Below are 15,289 nucleotides of genomic sequence, written 5' to 3'. Positions count from 1 at the left end.
TAAATGCTCCCCCTGGAACCTACCGACGATCTTGCCAAACCCGCTTTCACCGATGCGGCTTCGGGCAAGAAGTGGTTGAGCCAATTGCAGCTGACCAACCTGAGTCTGGCGCACGGTACGCTACGCGCCCAGCTGGATGAGCTCAACCGCTATCCCATGCGCGGCAAGGATCGCTTGCACACGCTTGAAGCCATGCGCGAGCCCGTGAATTCGATGCAGGCAGATTACGCAAAACGCTTGCTGGGCAAGAAACTGCCGCTCTCCGACGAGGAATTCACCTCGCTCGTCGCCATTTCCAACCTCTGGCAGAGCATGCTTAACGGTTACTTGCGTTGCCTGCAGTCGCGCGAATTCGGCGATTCGTCGGTTGCCTCCGACGAGGCGCTGTTGTCACACCGATGCCTGCTGTACAGCGGCCTGCTGATCACGGACTTTTTGCGCGCCGGATGCGAGCCTGACGGAAAATCCTGGCAGAATTTCCACACCATTTACGCGCATATCGAGCAGCAAGGATTGCAACAGGTAGTCATGGCCGATCAATTGAACCGTTCGGGCCGCGACACCTCCTGCCTCACGCTCTATGCCAAGACGCTGTTGCTGCACCGTGCACGTTTGCTCGGCCTGCGGCGCAACCAATGGCAGATCGCGGACCGCTGGCTGGAAGCATGGGGGGAGACCATCACGGTCGAGCCGCGCTGCAGCGTCAGCAAGGGTGATGCTCCGCCGCTCGCGGTCGACCTTGCCAGCACGCGCGGCCTTGTCCCGATACAGCGCGCCACTAATGCAGCCACCATGCGTTTCCTGGCCATGGTTCCGCTGTCCAAGCTGATCCGGGTCAAGACCATTCTGTTGCAGCAGGGGCAATCTCCGCAGCAGAACGGACTGGGCGACGATATCGACAGCAAGGACAGCGTCAACCTGCTCAACAAGCTCCATGCCTGCTGGTGCGAACCACGCACGGAGTCTATGGTTGACGAACCGCGCGATGCGCCCCTCGCGCAGCTTTCCGTCAATCTGGAGAACATCTACGCACATATCGCGCGCAAACCGTTCAAGGTAACCCCCCTGTCCAGCTTCGCAGACAAGGAAGAGCAGAAGCAGATCGAGACCTTCGGGCGTGTGCTGGACCAGACCGACCGGCACAATCTGAAAGAAGTCGGTTTTCTGGTCGAGGATTGGCTGGTGGAAGAGAATGGATTGTTGCATGCCCGTCTGTTGCGCAAGCTGACCACCGGCGAGCGCCTGGGGCTGAACCAGATCATCTGCCTGTACCTGCCCGATTCAAAAGCCTACAAACTCGGCGTGGTGACGCTGGTCAGCGTCACGCGCAGCGGCAATCTGTATATCGGCGTGCGCTATCTGCCGGGCGCTCCGAAAGCCGTATCCGCACAGGCCGGCGCGAGCGGCAATCTGCATTCCGGCACAACACCTGCCCTGATCCTGCCGGAGATGGCGAATCTGCGCATTCCAGGCAGTATCGTCATGCCGCGCGACTGGTTCCACACGGGGCGCCCTCTGGCACTCATCTCGCAGGACAATGCCAAATTGAACGTGACGATGGGCATCAGTGTGGAATTGGGCAATGACTTCGAACGCGTAAGCTTCGCGCCCGCGCATTAATCGGCACTTGCCGAACCGGACTTCAGTAACCGCCGCCTGGCGGGAAAGACGATACTGAAGGTGCTGCCCTTTCCCTCTTCACTGACGATATTGAGCTGCGCCTGATGGCGCATGACGATGTGTTTGACGATGGCCAAACCCAGCCCGGTGCCACCCGTCTCGCGCGAGCGGCTGCGATCCACGCGGTAAAAACGTTCGGTGAGACGCGATATATGCTGCGGTTCGATGCCGATGCCGCTGTCCTTGACACTGAACACCATGCATCCATCGGGCTGCTCAGACCAGCGGATCGCGATATCGCCGCCCGCTGGAGTGTAGCGAACGGCATTGGTGACAAGGTTGCCGAAAGCGCTGTGCAATTCGCTGGCGCTCCCGCAGATTCCGGCTTCGCTTTCGATCTCCAGCCTGATCTGGTGTTGCCCGTTGCTCAGTGACCGCCCTTCTTCATGCAGGATGTGCAATAGTTTTTGCACATCGATATCCTCTTCGCTCAAGGCATTCTGCTCGTTCTCCAGACGCGACAGGGTAAGCAGGTCATCCACCAGGCTTTTCATGCGCGAGGTCTGGTTGCCCATCAATTGCAAGGCACGACGTGCCATGTCGTTCTCCAGGTTCGGCATATCCTGCATCGTTTCGACGAAGCCGTTGACCACGGTGAGCGGTGTGCGCAATTCATGCGAGACATTGGCGACGAAATCGCGACGCATGGTTTCGATGCGTTCGAAATGAGTGATGTCGCGACTGATCATCAGTCGCTTGCTGCTGCCGTAGGCGATGAGTTTTATGGAGAGCACCAGATCTTCCTGGCGCGAACCGCGCAACACCAGGGGTTTGGCGAAATCGTCATTCGCGAGGTATTGCACAAACTCCGGCTGGCGCGCGAGATAGGTGATCTGCTGCCCGATGTCGCGTTTGCCATCGAGCCCGAAATGCTGTTCTGCCTGCAAATTACACCACTCGATGCGGTCCGCCTCATCAAGGATCACCACACCTTCAGGCAGCGCAGATGTGGCCTGCTCCATTTGCTGCAAGGCGGCGGCATACTGTTGCCGCTCGTTGCGGCGCTCCTTGGTCAGCTTGTTGAGCTTGAAGAAGATGTCTTCCCACAGACCGGATCCGTCCGGCACCCCCAGCTTGTCAGGATCCGACAGCCATCGGTCGAATGCCGCGATATTGCGCAGATGGGAGAACAGGCGCAGCGATATTCCGGCACCGAAGAGCAGTGCGGCGGGCAATGCCCCCGCTGCCACCCAGACGAACAGGGAGGCCAGCAACAGAAAGAATGGATATATGAATGCGCGCTGCCAGAAATCGCCCACAGCGTAACCTCAACAATTGACTGGCCGCATTATACTGTTCGATGCCGGTTGTAAGTTTGCCGGATTATTCTTCTTTGGAAAAACGGTAGCCGCTGCCGCGCACCGTCTGTACCAGGCCATCCAGCCCGGAAGGTTCCAGTGCCTGGCGCAGGCGACGGATGTGGACATCCACGGTGCGCTCCTCGACGAACACATGGTCGCCCCACACCTGATCCAACAGCTGTGCGCGGCTGTATACGCGCTCGACGTGGGTCATGAAGAAGTGCAGCAGGCGAAACTCGGTCGGCCCCAGGTCGACGTTCTGGCCGTTGGCGCTGACCCGGTGAGTGGTCGGCGAAAGCTCCACCCCTTCGACGCGCACCGTCTCGTCGCTCATCTGCGGCGCGCGACGGCGCAGCACGGCACGGATGCGCGCCATCAGTTCGCGCGGCGAAAAGGGCTTGGTGATGTAGTCGTCCGCTCCGGACTCCAGGCCCAGTATCTTGTCGCGCTCGTCGATGCGCGCAGTGAGCATGATGATGGGGATATCGCGCGTGCGCGCATCTGCGCGCAATCGCCGCGCCAGTTCGACACCGGAAGTGCCGGGCAGCATCCAGTCGAGCAGGATGAGATCCGGCAAGGCCCGGTTGATCTCGACCAGGGCGCTGGGTACGTCATATGCCTGGATGGCGCGGAAGCCGCATTGCGCCACATTGAATGCCAGCAGTTCCTGGATCGCCGGCTCGTCTTCCACCAGCAGAATGTTCGCAGTCGTCATCATTTCTCCATCGGTTTGATTTCACTTGGCTTGCGATGGTATGAAAGAATTATGACAGTAATATGACACTCTTCCTGATTATTCGCTACGGTGCGTCGGATGGTGATGCGGGTGTCCTGCCACATGCTCGGTATGGCTGGCGGCAAGATGGTGCAATCCGGCATGTTCAGGTTCATGCGGCAGTGGCTTGGCCATGACGTTGGGCAGCAAGGAGCCGATCACCATCCCGACGGCGCTGGCGATGACGCCTGCGAATTGCGCCGGAAAGAACGGGTCATCGGAACCGAAGATCAGGATGGACAGCCACACCGACAGGCCGCAGAAGATGGCGACCAGCGCGCCCTGGGTGTTGGAACGCTTCCAGAACAGTCCCGCGACCAGCGGCACAAAGGCCATGACCAGAGTGATCTGGTAGGCGTTCTCGACCATCTTGAAGATGCTGGCTTTCGAGTTCATCGCGTAGAGCGTGACAATCACGGTGAACGCCAGCGTCACGCCGCGCATGGTATGCAGCATCCCGCGGTCGGACAATTTGTGCCCCAGCATCGGCTTGAGGATGTTCTCGCTGAACGTGACCGAAGGCGCCAGCAAGGTCGCTGACGCGCAACTCTTGATGGCGGAAAGCAATGCGCCGAAGAACATCACCTGTGCGAACAGGTGCACCTCGGGACGCAGGATCAGGCGCGGCAGGATCATCTGCGGATCGCTGTCGACCAGCTCGCTCACCATCTTCGGGTCGATCAGCGTGGCCGAATAGGCCAGGAACATCGGCACGAAGGCGAACATGAAATACAGCACGCCGCCCAATACCGAGCCCCAGATGGCGATATTTTCCGTCCTGGCCGACTGCACGCGCTGGAACACATCCTGCTGCGGGATCGAACCGAACATCATGGTGATCCAGGCGGCAACGAATCCGATGATCTCCTTGGCATCCAGCACAGGCCAGAACTCGAATTTGCCCGCCTGCGCCGCATGCTCGATCACCGTGCCCACGCCCCCGACCTCACCGCTGATCTCGTAACCGATGAACAGCATGCCGACGACGATGATGATCATCTGGATGAAGTCGGTGATCGCCACCGCCCACATGCCGCCGAAATAGGTGTAGATCAGGATGGTGCCGGAACCTATCCACATCCCCGCGACCTTGCTGATCTCGCCGCCCGACACCACATTGAACACCAGCCCGAGCGCCGTGATCTGTGCCCCCACCCAGCCGAGATAGGAGATCACGATGGCAATGGTGGTCAGCACTTCGACGCTGCGGCCGAACTTTTTCTTGTAGAAGTCGCCTATGGTCAGCAGGTTCATGCGGTACAGCGGCGCCGCAAAGAACAGCCCGACCAGGATCAGGCACATGGATGCGCCGAACGGATCGGCCACGATGCCATGCAGTCCTTCTTTCAGGAAAGTCGCCGGGATGCCAAGCACCGTTTCGGAACCGAACCAGGTGGCAAACACCGTCGCGGTGACCATATAGAACGGCAGGTGGCGTCCGGCGATGGCGAAATCGCGCGTGTTGTGAACGCGTGTGGCTGCATACAGGCCGATACCGACCGATATGACCCAATAGGCAATGACGAACCATAACAGCATGTGAATATCCCGCGATCGAGCAATAGCGATTATTCTAGCAGTGTTCCCCGAAACGAAAAGACCACTTGGCGGCGCTCCGCATGAAACCAAGGCGGGTGAAACGATCCCTGCCGCTTACTTGAATGTCTCGAATGAAGCGGCCAGGCCGAACGCCCAGGTCTTGCGGTAATACTGGGCGACATTGTTGTTGTAGCCGGTCTGTCCCCACAGAACGATGGGCACACCGAAGAAATCGCTGAGCGGGGTGAACCCGAACTCGGCCCTCAGCGTGTTCCATCTGGCGACATCGATGTAGCCAGTCGCATAGGACAGTGATGCCCCCTTGAACCAGTCCCGATGGAATCCGAAGTTCAACTTGAGCCGTAAGCCATCCACCTGTCCGATCCTGGTGATCGAGCGCGGTCCTTCCCAGGCGTTGTATTCTTCGCTGGTCCTCTGCAGCAGACCGTGGTGCAAAAAGTACTTCATTTCTGCGTCCAGCGAATCGAGTCCATAACGATGCATCTGCAAATGGCGCTTGTATGCCAGATAGTCCCAGCCGCGGCTGATGTAATCCTGTGCGATCTCGGGCGATCCGTAGCTGGCCACTGCGCTGCTGAACAATGCAGGCGTATCGACATGCTGGCCGTTCGATTCATGCGCATAGCCGACATCGAAGTAGTCCAGGCCATTATCGTCCGACCACAGGTTCTTTCCCTTCGTACGCGATTCATAAAAACGCAGGAATAATTTCGGGTTGAGCCGTTTTGCCAACACGGGGGAAGAATGACGTCCGAAATACTGACCCAGCCTTCCGGTAAACGAGATGAACGGCAACATGTCGAACTTGTATCCCTGCTGCAAGGTATTGAACAGCAGCGGGTAGCGCATGGACAGGGTGAAGTCCATGAATGCCTGGTGCTCATAGCTGTCCCTGGTCAAGCCCAGCAGGTTGGGCTCATCCGATGCCAGCAGGGGCATGGAACGCAACTCCATAACAGGAGGTACTGTCCCGCTGCCATCCGCTCCGAATCCTGCCAACGGGAAACACAGCATGCTCAACAAGAGCACCCTGATGGCACTGCTCATCGATACATTCCACGCTCTCATTTATGCACTGACCCTGACTTCAATTCCCAACGCGCGGATACGCGCGCCGAAGGCTTCCAGCCACTCTGCCGGCAATGCGCTCAGGCGCGCCGCCTCCGGCTGCATGGACGGTCGCGCCAGGCCATACAGCAGCACACCCTGCGGCCTGATGCCGCCGCGCAACAGTCCCTTGAGGAAATCCACGTAGTCGTCTTCGTCCTGTGCGCCGGGCGCTGCGCCATCCAGCGCGAACCAGCAGGTCTGCAACCAGGTGTTGGGGCAGCAGGAGATCGCAGTGGTGAGGTTCTGGCTCACCCTGTCCATGGTCAGCCTGGTATCGTTGACCAGCGCCATGCCAGCCTCGCTGGCGCGATCCAGTTTGAACCAGACCTCGCCGTCGAGTTGCGCCATGCGGCGCAGACCTTGCTGTACGCTGTCGCGCTGCATCAGGCTGCCGTTGGTGATGAGTACCAGTTTGAGACCGGCCGGTTTGTACCGGGCGATGAGCTCGATGACCTCGGCGAATTCCTGCGCGCTGGTCGGCTCGCCGTTGCCGGACAGGGCGATGTCATTGATGCGGCGAGCTTCGGGCGGCACGCGTCGCATGAAATCGCCGTGCTGCAGCTCATGCAGGAAACCGTCCAGCTCCTTTTCCAGCAAAGCCAGATCGACGGGCGGCGCAGTACCGCGAATGAGTTCAGGCACCTGGCAATAGATGCAGCGCCAGTTGCAGGCATTGTTGGGATTGAGGTTGATGCCGATGGAAACCCCGCCCGCGCGGCGCGAGACGACCGGATAGACATAGCGCAACCCGGCGCTGTCGCGGCTGTGGTCGGTAACGCTCAGGCGGTCTTCACTCAAGATTTGACCAAAGGCAGGTATTGCGCCGGATCCACCGGTTTGCCGAACTTGCGAATCTCGAAATGCAGTTCGACCTGGCTGGTATCGGTACTGCCCATCTCGGCGATCTTCTGTCCGCTGCTGACGCTCTGGCCTTCCTTCACCAGTATCCGGTCGTTATGGGCATAGGCGCTGAGGAAGGTCTTGTTGTGCTTGATGATGATGAGCTTGCCGTAGCCGCGCAGGCCGCTGCCGCTGTACACCACCTTGCCGGCTGCACTGGCCACCACCGGCTGACCGCGCTGGCCGACGATATCCACGCCTTTGCGGTTGTCGCTCTCGGAGAATCCGGCGATCAGCTTGCCGTTGGTTGGCATGCCCCATTGCAGCGGCTTTTCATTGTCCACTTCACGGGCCGAGGCAGGGATATATTTGTTCGACGTTGCGACCGGTGCAGCCGCAACCGTCGGCGTCGCTGCCACATTGGATCCGCTCTGCAGTCGTTCGGCCTGTGCCAGCGCCTGTTCGGTATAGGCCAGTTTGCCTACTCTGGGATAGCTCTTCGTTTCATTCGACTCGGCCACTTGCGAATCCATCACCGGCCTGGGCACGTCCCTGGGTAGCGAACCTGCGACCGGGATATGCAGTTGCAACTGCTGTCCGATCTTGATTGCCGCCGGATTGTCCAGGTGGTTCCAGTTCGCCACATCGCGATAATCCACGCCATGGAAGAAAGCGATGCTGTAGAGCGTGTCGCCCTTGTGCACGACATAGGTGCGCGTGACGGTCTCGTAATCGGAATCCATCACCGGTCTCTTTGCAGCAGGTATCTGCGCTGGAGCAACAGGCCTTGAGCCTGCACCGTATTCCATGACAGGCGCGCGGCGGCCATTCGGTGCCTGCATCCCGCAACCCGCCGTTACGAATGCGGCTAACGCCAGGATTGTCCACTGCAGAATCTGTCTGTTCATGCTTTCCCCATCACCAGCGGTACGAATTTCACGGCCTCCAGACGGCTTTCGCGGAAGCCGTTCTCGTCGCGCTCGATCAGATACAGGAATTGCTCCTGCGTCCCCATCGGCAAAACCATTCTACCACCGACCGCCAGCTGCTCCCGCAGTGCGGCTGACAGCGCAGGTGCCGCACAGGTCATGATGATGCCGTCGTACGGGGCAGCATCCGGCAAACCCGCCGTGCCATCCGTATAACGCAGATTGACGTTGAATATCTTCAGCTCGCGCAGCGTCTTCCTGGCCCGTTCATACAGGGGCTGGATGCGCTCGACGGAATAGACCTCCTTCGCCACCTTCGCCAGCACCGCCGCCTGGTAGCCGCAACCGGTGCCAATCTCGAGCACGCGGTTGAGCTGTTTGCCATTGCGCAGCACCTCGGTCATGCGCGCCACGCTATGAGGCTGAGAAATCGTTTGCCCGTGCCCGATAGGCAGCGACACATCGTCGTAAGCGCGGGTCGCCAGCGCCTCGTCGATGAAGATGTGCCGCGGCACTTCGTACATCGCCGCCAGCACCGTCTCGTCCTTGATGCCGTCGGCGCGCAGCCGTTCGATCAGCCGGCCGCGCGTGCGTGCCGAGGTCATGCCTATGCCGGCGTGACGCAAGTTCACTGCGCCCTCCCACCCGCAAGGGATACACCGGTGGGAACCCCGCCGCTCCGCGGCGACCCTTCCGCAGCCAACCAGGATCGCACCGCATCCAGCTGGCTGTATTGCGTGAGGTCGATCTGCAGCGGTGTGATGGATACACGGCGTTGTGCAGTGGCAAAGAAATCGGTGCCCTCGCCAGCGTCCTGCGCCTTGCCCGCCGCACCGACCCAGTACACCGGCTGGCCGTGCGGATTGCTGCTCTTGATCACCGGCTCTGCCTTGTGGCGCTTGCCCAGACGCGTGACCTCCATGCCCTGCAACTGTTCGTGCGGCACATCCGGCACATTCACATTGAGCAGCCAGGGATGCGAATTCGTCTGGGTCATGAAGCGCTGCACCAGCTCCACGGCCACCTTGCCCGCCGTGTCGTAGTGCACCGGCTCATGCTTCGCCATCGAGATGGCGATGGCGGGAATGCCGAGCAGGAACCCCTCGGTCGCAGCCGCCACCGTGCCGGAATAGATGGTGTCGTCGCCCATGTTGGCACCGGAGTTGATGCCGGACACCACGATGTCGGGCTGGGTATCCAGCATGCCGGTCACCGCCAGGTGCACGCAATCGGTCGGCGTGCCATCGACATAATAGAAGCCGCTGGCCGCCCGGCGCAGGTTGAGTGGACGGTTCAGGGTGAGCGAATTGCTCGCACCGCTGCGGTCGCGCTCCGGCGCGACGACCGTCACTTCGGCGATGGCGGAAAGATGTTGCGCCAGACAGGCCAGTCCCGGCGCGAAATAGCCGTCGTCGTTGCTGATCAGGATACGCATGGGATAAGGCAAAGCCGAAGCAGAAAAGGGGGCGAAATTGTAGTCATAGTTGTCGGCGGCCGGTTAGTCGCATCGGGCGCGGACCGCCGGGACGAATGTTAGCCGCCTTTTCCATTTGCTTCCAGCCTGTTTTGCCGGTCACTCCAGCGAGCCTGATGCCGCACCTGATGATAAAACCTGCCATGCTCGCTTCCCTCTCCTCAACCCTCTCCCGCAAGCGGGAGAGGGAGCAAATGAATCGCTACGCGAATTTCATGTCATCCACTCGATACCGACCTGCTCGAAGTCTTCACCCTCGGCGAGCAGCTTAGTCAGTTTGACCTCGCGACTGTTCTCGCCCATCAGCGCCTGATAGTAGTTGCCCGGCACGAAAGCGCCGGATTGCATGAGCAAGGTGGCACTGAGGAAACTATTGTGCACATCGGGCAAGACGATGGTCGGCAGGTAGGTGTATTGGAACGAGCCGGAACTGGTCTCCCAGTTGGATGCCTTCTCTGCCCCCTTGCCCAGCGCGCGCAGCCAGATGGAAAGCGGTTTCTTGGCGATGATGCCGATGACCAGGTGTACGGTGTTGTCCGCGTCGGTGTGGATGCGGCGGATCGCACCGACCCACCACAGCGGGTTGTTCTGGGTCTTGATACCGCACAGGTCGCCGATCTTGACCCATGCGCCCGCACTCTTGGCCAGCTTGATGCCGATCTCATCGAGGCTGATATCGGTCACGGTCCATATCTCGGCGGTATAGTCGATCTCCGAGTCGGCAGCCAGCCCGATCTTGTGCGCCTGGCCGTCGGCATCATCGACGCCGGCCAGCTCGATGCGCGTCACCAGCTGGCTGATCAGTTTGAAGCCGTGTACCACATCGACTTTGCTATCGATACCGCGATGGTCCTGATGCCGCAGCGGCGGTTGCGGCGCCCACCAGGTCAGCAGATGCTTGAGCACGGTGAGCTTGCCGGCCGGGGTGAACTCGCTGCCGAAGCGCCGTTCCTGCCAGACCGGATCGTCCTCGTTCTGTCTTTCGATCTTGTCCACCGCCGGCAGGGCGCGTACCGCGCCAAAGTAGCGCGAGTCCGGCGTGGCCGTTCCGTCCACCCGGTGCGGGGCATCGCCTGCGGCAATGTCGAAGCGGTAAGGGCAATCGTCATCCGCCGCGTTCTTCAGATCGAAGAAGCTGCACAGGCGCCCGGCGATGCGGTAAGTCACCTCGATCTGGTCCGGCGCCAGCTCGTCCGGCGCCGACACATACAGCAGCAACACGCGCAACAGTTCGCGTTGCGGGCTGCTGTGGATGACATGGCCCGCATACGGAAGCACCATGCTCTCGGCGATCTGTTCGGCCTCGATGAAACGCTGGCATGCCCCCGCCTGCCGCCACACTTCGGGCGCGACATCGAGATAGCGCATCAGCTCCAGCTTCACCTGCTCGCCGATGGCGCGTGCCCACCTGACGCACAGCAACGGCAATTGCTGCCTGAGTTCAAGCGGCCTGCTCTTTGCGCCACGGTATTCCTCCATGCTTGCGGCATATGCTTCGGCCAGCGCCCTGGCATAGGCATGGATGCCCTGCCATTGATGCACCCCCTTGAAGTCCTGCAGGTGCGGCGCGCTCATATACTGGTTCAGCAACTCGTTGTGCAGCGGCAAGGCGGTTTCATCCAGCAACAGGATGATGGCGGCACGCACCTCGGGATGGAAACCTTTGACGGTCTTGATCGAATCCAGCCAGAAGGTGATGTCTTCCAGCGCCTTGTAATGGTCGTCTTCGGGCAGCTCGGCGATCAGGCGCCGGGCTTCCGCCAGATCGAACAGGGGATGATCCGGTTTTCCTTCAAACAGACTGAACATGGTTAGGCCCTGGGCTGGTCACACTGGTAGTGCCATTATATTCAGGTTGCGGACGATCCAGTTTGCTGCAGCAGCGCCTCGAACTCTCGCAGCGGCACCGGCCTGCCAAACAGGTAACCCTGGAATAACAGGCAGCCATACTGCTTGAGCAGGAAAAACTGTCCGGCAGTCTCGACGCCTTCGGCGATCACCTCGATACCGAAGTTGTGCGCCATGTCGATGATCGTCTTGACCATCACGGCATCGCCGCTATCGACCGTCATGTCGCGCACAAAACTCTGGTCGATCTTGATCTGGTCGAGCGGCAGGCGCTTCAGGTAGGACAGGGACGAATAGCCCGTGCCGAAATCATCCAGCGACAGCGAGATGCCGAGCCCGTTTCTCAACGCATGCATCTTCGTAATGATGACGTCGAGCTCTTCCAGCGCGATGCTCTCGGTCAGCTCCAGCTTGAGTCGTGCTGGCTGGATGGCATGTTTCCGGATCATCGCCCCGACCTGCTCCACAAAATCGGGCTGCTTGAATTGCCGCGCACTGATGTTGACCGCCAGCACCAGATCGCGCGTCCGTTCCTGGTGGCTCCAGGCAGCGATCTGCCGGCAGGCCTCATCCAGCACCCAATGCCCGATATCGAGTATCAGCGAACTTTCCTCGGCGAAGGGGATGAATTGCGCCGGCGACACCATGCCGCGCACGGGATGTATCCAGCGCAGCAATGCCTCGGCACCGACGGGATGGTGAGTGTGGTCAAGCTGGATCTGGTAGAACAGTTGCAACTGCCGCTCGTGCACGGCATGGCGCAGATCGGACTCCAGCGCAGCGATCGTTTCCACCGATTGCTGCATCTGCGGATCGAAGAACCGTACCGCATTGCGCCCAGCCTCCTTGGCCTGATACATCGCCATGTCGGCCTGCTTGATCAGCTCTTCCGCCGATTCGCCGTTGCAGTGTATGAGACTGACGCCGATGCTGGGCGAACTGTGATGCATCTTGTCGTGCAGCTGGTAGGGGGTGGACAGGCTTGCGCGTATCTTCTCGGCGATGTGCGCCGCTGCCTGGGTGGCATCCTTGATGTCGGCACCGAGATTCTCCAGCAGCACCACGAACTCATCGCCGCCGATACGCGCGACCGTGTCGACTTCGCGCACGCAGGACTTGATGCGCCTGGCCACTTCGACCAGCAACATGTCTCCATAGGCATGGCCCAGGGTATCGTTCAGCGTCTTGAACTTGTCCAGATCGAGGAACATCAGTGCGCCGCAATCCTCATTGCGCTTGTTGGCGGCAAGCGCATGCGCGAGCCGGTCGTTCAGCAGACGGCGGTTGGGCAGGCAGGTCAGGGCATCGTAATTGGCCTGCCAGAAAATGAGCTCGTCCTTCTGCTTCTTCTCGGTGATGTCGGAGAATTGCGCCACATGGCGGTATACGCCGCCATCAGAGCGGCGCAGGATGCTGATATGCGCCAGCTTGGCGTAGATCTCGCCGGTCTTGCGCTTGTCCCATATCTCTCCCTGCCAGTGCCCCTCGTTCAGGATCGCCTGCCACATGTGCCGATAGAATTCATTGTCATGCTTGCCGGACTGCATGATCCTGGGGTTCTTGCCCCTCACCTCGTCCAGCGTATAGCCGGTGATGCGGGTAAAGGCCGGATTCACATCCACGATCAGGTTGTTCTCGTCCGTGACCATGATCGCGTCGGCATTCGATTGGTAGATCGAAGCGGCCAGCTTCATCGATCTTTCGGAGTTGGATAACGCCTCCGACATCTGGTTGAATGCCAGGCCGAGCTTGCCGATCTCATCCTGCTCGCCTTGCTCCAGTTTGACCGGGACAAATTGCTCCATGCTGCCGCTGAGCTGCATCGACTCCATGGTGGATTGCAACTTCACGATCGGCCGCGTGAACCTGTTGATAAGCCAGTTGATGGCGAAGAACAGCAGTATCTGCAGCATGATGTGCCCAAGGATCAGCAGATCCTTGGTGTGCTTGATCTTGTTCAACTCATTGGTGAGGTCGATGGTGATGCTGGCGGCCCCGTTGACCGAACCGGGTTGCACATGATGGCATAGCAGGCAATTGGTACCGCGGAAGTAGTTGCTGGCAATGAACGGCACCACGGCCCGCAATTTCAGCATGCCGTGATCCTCGCTCAGCTGGAACTGCGGTTTCTTCGATTCGATCGCGCGGCGATCCATGTCATCCCTGGCCTGTTCTTCCGGCAAGCCCGGACCGAACTGATCCTGCACCTGCTTGGCGCGGATGATGCGCAGCTCGCTGACGTTCTCCGATGCACCCATCTTCCTGATGAACAACCGGCGATTGTCCGGGTTCGAGATCATGCCGGTGACCATCAGCATGTTCATGCCGTTGATCACCCCGTCGGCGGAGATCTCGGCGCGCCTTTCGGCCTCGTCCAGGATCGCCTGGTTGAAAAGATTGATCACCCAGAAATGGGCAATGAACAATACAACGACCAGCATCCCCTGAATAAGGATGCTGAGCTTGGTACCGATCCCGAGTGATCTCCACCAGTTTTTCAGAAATTCCCCTCCAATGAATCAGTCATCGCCAGTTTATATCAATCGCCTGCAAGCACACACTTGGGTTCTGGCTCGATCACTTTCGCAGCGATCCCTGCAGGATAACCAATGCCCCTGGATATGCGCATGGATGGGAGTTTTGGATAACGAAGACCAACTTAGGTTGGTCGGGGTGAGAGGATTCGAACCTCCGACTCCTGCGTCCCGAACGCAGTACTCTACCAGGCTGAGCTACACCCCGCTCATGCAGGCCGGATGGCCTGCGGTGAAACTAAAATTGCCGCGTTGCGGCAAAGTGTGCCAATTCTAACAGACACTGCTTGTATTTAGAATCGGCCATCGCCGCGATCGCGGCACAGGCGGTCTCGGTCTCACGCAAAGCCTGCTGGCGCGTGAATTCCAGCGCCCCCGTATCGCGGATGACCGTCAGCACCTCCGTGAACTTGCCCACATCACCCTGCTCGATGGCATCGCGCACCACGGCAGCCTGTGCGCCGGTGCCGTGTTGCATGGCATAGATCAGCGGCAGCGTAGGTTTGCCCTCGGCCAGGTCGTCGCCCAGATGCTTGCCGGTCTGGGCTTCGTCGGCGGAATAATCCAGCACGTCATCGATCAGCTGGAACGCGGTGCCGAGATGCATGCCGTATTTCGCCGCCGCTTCTTCGTCGGCGGTGGACGCCTTGCCGAGGATCGCGCCGAGACGCATCGCCGCCTCGAACAGTTTGGCGGTCTTGCAATGGATGACGCGCATGTAGTTGGGAATGTCGACACTCGCATCGTGGCAGTTGAGCAGCTGCAGCACCTCGCCCTCGGCGATCACGTTGGTGGCGTCTGCCAAGGTCTGCATCACGCGCATCTCGCCCACATCCACCATCATCTGGAACGAGCGCGAATACAGGAAATCGCCGACCAGCACGCTGGCCGCGTTGCCGAACAACGCGTTGGCGGTCTCGCGCCCGCGGCGCAATTCGGACTCGTCCACCACATCGTCGTGCAGCAAGGTCGCGGTGTGGATGAACTCGACCACTGCCGCCAGGTCGTGATGGTGTTTGCCGCCGTAGCCGAACGCCTGCGCGGAAAGCAGCACCAGCGCCGGGCGCAGGCGCTTGCCGCCGCTGTTGATGATGTATTCGCCGACCTGATTGACCAATGCCACTTCCGAGTGCAGACGGGCACGGATCACCGCATCCACCGCTGCCATATCCGATGCGAGCAATCGCTTGAGGTTTTCCAAAGACACTTCCTATTCGTTATTCGGGCTGTTGCTGGCG

Annotated in this window: 12 protein-coding genes and 1 tRNA gene; 1 reads left to right on the top strand and 12 read right to left on the bottom strand. The window is 59.9% G+C overall.

Translation table 11 applies throughout. The features are described 5' to 3' along the window. Window positions 1–3: 3 nt before the first annotated feature. On the top strand, window positions 4–1,620 hold the full coding sequence (locus SLIT_RS01635; protein ID WP_013028473.1) for a cyclic-di-GMP receptor FimW-related protein: 1,617 nt from the start codon (window positions 4–6) through the stop codon (window positions 1,618–1,620). Here the strand turns inward: SLIT_RS01635 and phoR are convergent. The 12 genes from phoR to ispB all read right to left on the bottom strand — a co-directional run bounded on the left by phoR (window position 1,617) and on the right by ispB (window position 15,258). Next, window positions 1,617–2,939 carry a phosphate regulon sensor histidine kinase PhoR gene (gene phoR / locus SLIT_RS01630; RefSeq protein ID WP_013028472.1) on the bottom strand — a complete coding sequence of 441 codons (1,323 nt, stop codon included), beginning with the start codon at window positions 2,937–2,939 and terminating at the stop codon, window positions 1,617–1,619. The two genes, SLIT_RS01635 and phoR, sit on opposite strands and share 4 nt — an antisense overlap. Before the next feature lie 64 nt (window positions 2,940–3,003). Beyond that, window positions 3,004–3,696: a phosphate regulon transcriptional regulator PhoB gene (gene phoB, locus SLIT_RS01625; protein ID WP_013028471.1), complete on the bottom strand. Its 693-nt coding sequence runs from the start codon at window positions 3,694–3,696 to the stop codon at window positions 3,004–3,006. A 78-nt stretch (window positions 3,697–3,774) separates the two neighbouring features. Then, window positions 3,775–5,295, bottom strand: coding sequence for a high affinity choline transporter 1 (locus SLIT_RS01620; protein WP_013028470.1), 1,521 nt, complete (start codon window positions 5,293–5,295; stop codon window positions 3,775–3,777). Between the two features lie 114 nt (window positions 5,296–5,409). After that, complete coding sequence (locus SLIT_RS01615) at window positions 5,410–6,363, bottom strand: hypothetical protein (protein WP_013028469.1); 954 nt, start codon at window positions 6,361–6,363, stop codon at window positions 5,410–5,412. 21 nt (window positions 6,364–6,384) lie between these two features. Next, window positions 6,385–7,224 (bottom strand): radical SAM protein, encoded by an 840-nt coding sequence (locus tag SLIT_RS01610; protein ID WP_013028468.1) that lies wholly within the window; start codon window positions 7,222–7,224, stop codon window positions 6,385–6,387. Further along, window positions 7,221–8,174 carry a peptidoglycan DD-metalloendopeptidase family protein gene (locus SLIT_RS01605; protein WP_013028467.1) on the bottom strand — a complete coding sequence of 318 codons (954 nt, stop codon included), beginning with the start codon at window positions 8,172–8,174 and terminating at the stop codon, window positions 7,221–7,223. Before SLIT_RS01605 ends, SLIT_RS01610 begins: the two co-directional genes overlap by 4 nt. Further along, a complete protein-coding gene (locus tag SLIT_RS01600) occupies window positions 8,171–8,827 on the bottom strand; it encodes a protein-L-isoaspartate(D-aspartate) O-methyltransferase (protein WP_013028466.1) in 657 nt (218 codons plus the stop codon). The genes SLIT_RS01605 and SLIT_RS01600 overlap by 4 nt, the downstream gene beginning before the upstream one ends. Continuing rightward, a complete protein-coding gene (gene surE, locus SLIT_RS01595) occupies window positions 8,824–9,630 on the bottom strand; it encodes a 5'/3'-nucleotidase SurE (RefSeq protein WP_013028465.1) in 807 nt (268 codons plus the stop codon). The genes SLIT_RS01600 and surE overlap by 4 nt, the downstream gene beginning before the upstream one ends. Window positions 9,631–9,882: 252 nt before the next feature. Continuing rightward, window positions 9,883–11,478, bottom strand: a complete 1,596-nt coding sequence (locus tag SLIT_RS01590; protein ID WP_013028464.1) for a cyclic-di-GMP receptor FimW-related protein — start codon at window positions 11,476–11,478, stop codon at window positions 9,883–9,885. A 41-nt stretch (window positions 11,479–11,519) separates the two neighbouring features. Next, window positions 11,520–13,958, bottom strand: coding sequence for an EAL domain-containing protein (locus SLIT_RS01585; protein ID WP_013028463.1), 2,439 nt, complete (start codon window positions 13,956–13,958; stop codon window positions 11,520–11,522). A 224-nt stretch (window positions 13,959–14,182) separates the two neighbouring features. Next, window positions 14,183–14,259: transfer RNA gene (locus SLIT_RS01580), tRNA-Pro, on the bottom strand. Between the two features lie 30 nt (window positions 14,260–14,289). Next, window positions 14,290–15,258, bottom strand: a complete 969-nt coding sequence (gene ispB / locus SLIT_RS01575; RefSeq protein WP_041420721.1) for an octaprenyl diphosphate synthase — start codon at window positions 15,256–15,258, stop codon at window positions 14,290–14,292. Window positions 15,259–15,289: the final 31 nt, after the last annotated feature.

The organism is Sideroxydans lithotrophicus ES-1 (assembly GCF_000025705.1).
Taxonomy (GTDB): domain Bacteria; phylum Pseudomonadota; class Gammaproteobacteria; order Burkholderiales; family Gallionellaceae; genus Sideroxyarcus; species Sideroxyarcus lithotrophicus.
Note: the sequence above shows the minus strand (reverse complement) of the source record. Positions and strands in the feature narration are given on the sequence as shown.

What these genes read in the sequence shown, in the direction of transcription:
- SLIT_RS01590 (WP_013028464.1), bottom strand. Translation starts at nt 11,478, where the DNA reads ATGTTCAGTCTGTTTGAAGGAAAACCGGATCATCCCCTGTTCGATCTG.
- SLIT_RS01615 (WP_013028469.1), bottom strand. Translation starts at nt 6,363, where the DNA reads ATGAGCAGTGCCATCAGGGTGCTCTTGTTGAGCATGCTGTGTTTCCCG.
- SLIT_RS01585 (WP_013028463.1), bottom strand. Translation starts at nt 13,958, where the DNA reads ATGCTGGTCGTTGTATTGTTCATTGCCCATTTCTGGGTGATCAATCTT.
- surE (WP_013028465.1), bottom strand. Translation starts at nt 9,630, where the DNA reads ATGCGTATCCTGATCAGCAACGACGACGGCTATTTCGCGCCGGGACTG.
- SLIT_RS01605 (WP_013028467.1), bottom strand. Translation starts at nt 8,174, where the DNA reads ATGAACAGACAGATTCTGCAGTGGACAATCCTGGCGTTAGCCGCATTC.
- phoB (WP_013028471.1), bottom strand. Translation starts at nt 3,696, where the DNA reads ATGACGACTGCGAACATTCTGCTGGTGGAAGACGAGCCGGCGATCCAG.
- SLIT_RS01620 (WP_013028470.1), bottom strand. Translation starts at nt 5,295, where the DNA reads ATGCTGTTATGGTTCGTCATTGCCTATTGGGTCATATCGGTCGGTATC.
- SLIT_RS01635 (WP_013028473.1), top strand. Translation starts at nt 4, where the DNA reads ATGCTCCCCCTGGAACCTACCGACGATCTTGCCAAACCCGCTTTCACC.